Source organism: Micromonospora sp., assembly GCF_048594385.1.
GTDB lineage: Bacteria > Actinomycetota > Actinomycetes > Mycobacteriales > Micromonosporaceae > Micromonospora > Micromonospora wenchangensis.
This window is the reverse complement of sequence record NZ_JBMDWU010000577.1, coordinates 1-5,437: the sequence shown is the minus strand read 5'-3', so window position 1 is coordinate 5,437 and position 5,437 is coordinate 1. Positions and strand designations below refer to the sequence as shown.

Sequence of the window (5,437 nt, the reverse complement as noted above, 5' to 3'; positions counted from 1 at the left end):
GACGAAGGCGTAGCCCCGGTCCCGGCACTCGGCCGAGTGCCGGTTCATCGCCTCCGGGTCGTTCGCGCGGACCATGACCAGGTCGAGGCCGCCGAGCCGGTCCGCGACGGGGCCCAGCTCGATGTTGCGGGCCTCACTCATCGCGCCCGCGTAGAACGAGGCGATCTGGCACATGTCGGTGTCGGTGGTGCAGACGAAGCGGGCGGTGTGCGCCACCTCACTGACGTGCACCGAGTCACAGTCGACGCCGTGCCGCTCCAGCCAGGAGCGGTAGTCGGCGAAGTCGGCGCCGACCGCGCCGAGCAGGATCGGACTCAGCCCGAGCTGCCCCATGCCGAAGGCGATGTTGGCGGCCACCCCGCCCCGACGCAGCACCAGGTCGTCCACCAGGAAGGAGAGCGACACCTTGTGCAGCTGGTCGGCGATGAGCTGGTCGGCGAAGCGACCCGGGAAGCTCATCAGGTGGTCGGTCGCGATCGAGCCGGTCACGGCGATCTTCATGTCAACCCTCGGGGTCGGGAGCACGGCGCGGGTCAGCCTACCGGTCCGGGCGGAACGACCAGGGGGCCGTCCCGGCGCGGGACGGCCCCCTCGGACGGACCGGGACTCAGCTGAACGAGTCGCCGCAGGCGCAGGAGCTGCCCGCGTTGGGGTTGTCGATGGTGAAGCCCTGGGCGTCGATCCGGTCGGCGAAATCGATGGTCGCCCCGGCCAGGTAGGGGGCGCTCATCCGGTCGACGACGACGCCGACGCCGTCGAAGTCGGTGACGACGTCACCGTCGAGCGAGCGCTCGTCGAAGAAGAGCTGGTACCGCAGGCCGGAGCAGCCACCCGGCTGCACCGCGACCCGGAGCCGCAGGTCGTCGCGGCCTTCCTGCTCGATCAGGGCCTTGACCTTCTGCGCCGCGACGTCGGTGAGGACGACGGAAGTAGGGGCCTGGGCCTCGGTCGAGTCGGTCTGCGCTGGCGTGGTCACGTGGAAATCTCCCTGCGCGGTATGGGTCCGGACACCCTGGCCAACAGCACGCGTCGCCCAGTGATTCCCGGTGTGGTCCAGCTCCGATGGTACGCCGCCCCGGCGGAACCCACCCGGCCGGCGCGATCGCCACCGCCGGCCGCCCGCGGTGGCCCGGCCACCGGGCCACCGGCGGAGCCGCCCCGACAGCTCAGCGGCTCCACTGCCGGGCCCGCCGCGCGCCGAGCGCCCGCAGCCCCTCGGCGGGCCGGCCCATCGCCGCCGCCACCCCGCCGCGTTCCTCACCGCCGAAGTGCTCCACCAGGCTGTACGCCTCGGTCACCCCGGCGGAGGCGGCCTCCCGCCGGCCGGTGCTCACCCGCCCCGCCAGCACCACGCAGGGCACCCCCCGGTCGCGGGCCGCCCCGGCCACCCCGGCGACCACCTTGCCGCGCAGCGACTGGTGGTCGAACGAGCCCTCCCCGGTGATCACCAGATCGCAGTCGTCAAGTGCGGCCTCCAGCCCGATCGCCCGGCCGACCAGGTCGATGCCGGATTCGCAGCGCCCGCCGAGGGCGAGGATCGCCGCGCCGAGGCCGCCGGCCGCTCCGCCCCCGGGCAGCGTGCCCAGGCCGGGCGGGCAGCCGGGCAGGTCCCGTTCCAGCACCGCCGCCCAGCGCTCCAGTGCGGCGTCGAGCAGCAGCACGTCGGCCCGGTCGGCGCCCTTCTGCGGGCCGTAGACGCTGCTCGCGCCGTGCAGGCCGAGCAGCGGGTTGTCCACGTCGGTGGCGGCGACCAGGGTGGCGTCGCGCAGCCGGGGCACCCCGTCGAGGGCCGCGACGGCGGCCAGCGCCGCCCCGCCGTACGGCAGGGCCCGGCCGGCGTCGTCGAGCGGGGTCGCGCCGAGCGCGGCGAACAGGCCGGCCCCGCCGTCGTTGGTGCCGGAACCGCCCAGCCCGACCACCACCGTGCGGGCTCCGTGCTCGACGGCGGCGGCGACCAGCGCGCCGAGGCCGTACGAGGTGGTGGCCTTCGGGTCGCGTTCGGCGGCGGACAGCAGGTGCAGCCCGCACGCCTGGGCGCTCTCCAGGTAGCCGACGCCGTCGGCGGTGAGCAGGATCTCACCGGTGACGGGCCGGCCCAGCGGGTCGACCGTCGGGACCGCCACCCGGCGGCCGTCGAGCGCGCCCGCGAGCACCGTGACGAAGCCCGGCCCCCCGTCGGCGAGGGGACGGATGAGCAGCTCGACGGCGTCGTCGACCTCGCGCCACCCGGCGGCGACGGCGGCGGCCACCTCCGGGGCCTCCAGGGTTCCGGCGAACTTGTCCGGACAGAGCAGCACGCGCATGCCCCGAGTGTGGCAGGCCACATCGGCGCGGCGGCAGTGTGGCAGCCCACACCGGCAGCGGTCGTGCGAACGCCCCGTTGTGGGACCATGAGGACGTGACTTCGACCTGGGTGGAACCCTCCAACACGGCGACCGCGCTGCTGCTCCTCGGCCGCGGCAGCGACCCCGCCACCGAGCGTGGCGTGGAGTGTCCGGGAGACCTGCCGGCGCCGAGCGACCCGGACCTGGTGGCCCGGGCGACGGCGGCGAAGGCCGCGCTGGGCACGAAGGTGTTCGTCCTCGGCCACCACTACCAGCGCGACGAGGTGATCCAGTTCGCCGACGTCACCGGCGACTCGTTCAAGCTGGCCCGGGAGGCGGCGGCCCGCCCGGACGCGGAGTACATCGTCTTCTGCGGCGTGCACTTCATGGCCGAGAGCGCCGACATCCTCACCACCGACGCGCAGCGGGTCATCCTGCCCGACCTGGCGGCCGGTTGTTCGATGGCCGACATGGCGGTGCTGTCGCAGGTCGAGCGGGCCTGGGAGGTGCTGACCGACCTGGGTGTCGCGGCGGACACCGTCCCGGTGACGTACATGAACTCCTCGGCCGACATCAAGGGCTTCGTCGGCCGCAACGGCGGCGTGGTCTGCACCTCGTCGAACGCGAAGCGGGCGCTGGACTGGGCGTACGCGCAGGGTTCGAAGGTGCTGTTCCTGCCCGACCAGCACCTCGGCCGCAACACCGCCGTGCTGGAGCTGGGCTACTCGCTCGACGACTGCGTGCTCTACGACCCGCACAAGCCGAACGGCGGGCTCACCGCCGAGCAGGTCCGCGACGCGAAGATGATCCTCTGGCGGGGGCACTGCTCGGTGCACGGCCGGTTCACCCTGGACAGCGTGCAGGACGTCCGGGCCCGGGTGCCCGGGGTGACCGTGCTGGTGCACCCGGAGTGCCGCCACGAGGTGGTCACCGCCGCCGACCAGGTCGGTTCGACGGAATACATCATCAAGGCGATCGAGGCGGCACCGGCCGGCTCGGCGTGGGCGGTCGGCACCGAGCTGAACCTGGTACGCCGGCTGGCGCTGGCCCACCCGGACAAGCAGATCATGTTCCTGGACAAGGCGGTCTGCTACTGCTCCACGATGAACCGGATCGACCTGCCGCACCTGGTCTGGGCGTTGGAGGAGCTGGTCGCCGGCCGGGTGGTCAACCAGATCACGGTCGACGCGGACACCGCGCACCACGCCCGGGTCGCGCTGGACCAGATGCTCGCGCTGCCGGGGGCCGACACCCCGCCACCCGCCACCGCCTGATTACCCGAAGTCACCGCCGAGGTACGGGAACGTACCGGATTCACCGGTTCGTTCCCGTACCGGCGCGGTGACCAATTTGCATTTCGTCACGGAGGGCTATGCTGCCGGGGCGACGTACCGCGGGGACCGTTTTGGGCCGGCCCCGCTCCGGGTACCTGGACAGCTCGTACCGGACAGCTGGACAGCATGCCCCATCATCGACTCACCCCGCACCACCCGACGCGCGCTGGAGGTTTGCGTTGACGGACGACGTCCTGGTCGTACACGGAGGTACCCCGCTCGAAGGGCGGATCCGCGTGCGCGGCGCGAAGAACCTGGTCTCCAAGGCGATGGTCGCGGCCCTGCTGGGCGACTCGCCCAGCCGGCTGTTCGACGTCCCCAAGATCCGTGACGTCGAGGTGGTCCGCGGGCTGCTCGGCCTGCACGGCGTGAAGGTGACCGACGGCACCGAGGACGGCGAGCTGGTCTTCGACCCGTCCAACGTCGAGAGCGCCAGCACCGACCAGATCAACGTGCACGCCGGGTCCAGCCGGATCCCGATCCTGTTCTGCGGCCCGCTGCTGCACCGCCTCGGCCACGCCTTCATCCCCGACCTGGGCGGCTGCCACATCGGCCCCCGCCCGATCGACTTCCACCTGCAGGCGCTGCGCGAGTTCGGCGCGACGGTCGACAAGACCCCCGAGGGTCTGCACCTGTCCGCGCCGAACGGGCTGCACGGCACCAAGTTCGCCCTGCCGTACCCGAGCGTCGGCGCGACCGAGCAGGTGCTGCTGACCGCGGTGATGGCCGAGGGCGTCACCGAGCTGCGCAACGCCGCCGTCGAGCCCGAGATCATCGACCTGATCTGCATCCTGCAGAAGATGGGCGCGATCATCAAGGTGCACACCGACCGGGTGATCGAGATCCAGGGCGTCAAGAAGCTGCACGGCTACACCCACCGGCCGATCCCCGACCGGATCGAGGCGGCGAGCTGGGCGGCGGCGGCGCTGGCCACCCGGGGCCACGTCGAGGTGCTCGGCGCGCAGCAGGCCGACATGATGACCTTCCTGAACGTCTTCCGCTCCGTCGGCGGCGAGTACGAGGTCACCGACGCCCGCCCGCCGAAGCTCGGCGACCCGGGCCAGGAGGGTGGCATCCGCTTCTGGCACCCGGGCGGCGAACTGAACGCGGTGGCCCTGGAGACCGACGTGCACCCCGGTTTCATGACCGACTGGCAGCAGCCCCTCGTGGTGGCGCTGACCCAGGCCCGGGGGCTGTCGATCGTCCACGAGACGGTCTACGAGCAGCGCCTGGGCTACACCGAGGCGCTGAACACCATGGGCGCCAACATCCAGGTCTACCGCGACTGCCTCGGCGGCACCCCCTGCCGGTTCGGCCGACGTAACTTCAAGCACTCCGCGGTGATCGCCGGCCCGAGCAAGCTGCACGCCGCCGACCTGGTCATCCCCGACCTGCGGGCCGGCTTCAGCCACCTGATCGCGGCACTCGCCGCCGAGGGCACCTCCCGGGTGTACGGCGTCGACCTGATCAACCGGGGCTACGAGGACTTCGAGGCCAAGCTGGCCAACCTCGGCGCGCACGTCGAGCGGCCGTAACCAGCCGCGTCCCCCGACCGGCCCCGACCCCTGCCGTCGGCCCGGCCGACCCGCTCCACCGAGCGCCCGGTGCACCCGTGATGTGCACCGGGCGCCGTCGTAGGGCTACCCTTCACCTCGTGCCGTCGCTGTTTCGCCGCAAGTCCGCCGACTCCGACTCCTCCGCCACCGCCCCGGTGGTGACCGAGGAGCCACCCGCCGCGCGCCCCCGGGGCTACACCCCGAGCAAGAAGGAACTGGGCGT

General features: G+C 72.7%; 5 protein-coding genes. 2 read left to right on the top strand and 3 right to left on the bottom strand.

Going from position 1 to position 5,437, the window contains the following annotated elements:
- The 3 genes from ACOJTC_RS30445 to ACOJTC_RS30435 all read right to left on the bottom strand — a co-directional run.
- On the bottom strand, positions 1-501 hold a 501-nt coding region (locus ACOJTC_RS30445; protein ID WP_420119460.1), incomplete at its 3' end, for a PfkB family carbohydrate kinase.
- A gap of 106 nt (positions 502-607) precedes the next feature.
- The gene (erpA, locus tag ACOJTC_RS30440) at positions 608-976 is read right to left on the bottom strand and encodes an iron-sulfur cluster insertion protein ErpA (RefSeq protein ID WP_067314213.1); all 369 of its coding nucleotides are present in this window, start codon (positions 974-976) and stop codon (positions 608-610) included.
- A 190-nt stretch (positions 977-1,166) separates the two neighbouring features.
- The gene (locus ACOJTC_RS30435) at positions 1,167-2,303 is read right to left on the bottom strand and encodes a glycerate kinase (RefSeq protein ID WP_420119459.1); all 1,137 of its coding nucleotides are present in this window, start codon (positions 2,301-2,303) and stop codon (positions 1,167-1,169) included.
- Positions 2,304-2,398: 95 nt separating this feature from the next.
- Between ACOJTC_RS30435 and nadA the strand changes: the two genes are divergently transcribed.
- Both nadA and murA read left to right on the top strand, forming a co-directional pair.
- The gene (gene nadA, locus ACOJTC_RS30430) at positions 2,399-3,598 is read left to right on the top strand and encodes a quinolinate synthase NadA (protein WP_204927849.1); all 1,200 of its coding nucleotides are present in this window, start codon (positions 2,399-2,401) and stop codon (positions 3,596-3,598) included.
- A 239-nt stretch (positions 3,599-3,837) separates the two neighbouring features.
- Complete coding sequence (murA, locus tag ACOJTC_RS30425) at positions 3,838-5,193, top strand: UDP-N-acetylglucosamine 1-carboxyvinyltransferase (protein WP_204927850.1); 1,356 nt, start codon at positions 3,838-3,840, stop codon at positions 5,191-5,193.
- Positions 5,194-5,437 lie beyond the last annotated feature (244 nt).

Excerpts from the sequence above, each read along its gene's own strand:
- ACOJTC_RS30435 (WP_420119459.1), bottom strand. The coding sequence starts at position 2,303 with ATGCGCGTGCTGCTCTGTCCGGACAAGTTCGCCGGAACCCTGGAGGCC.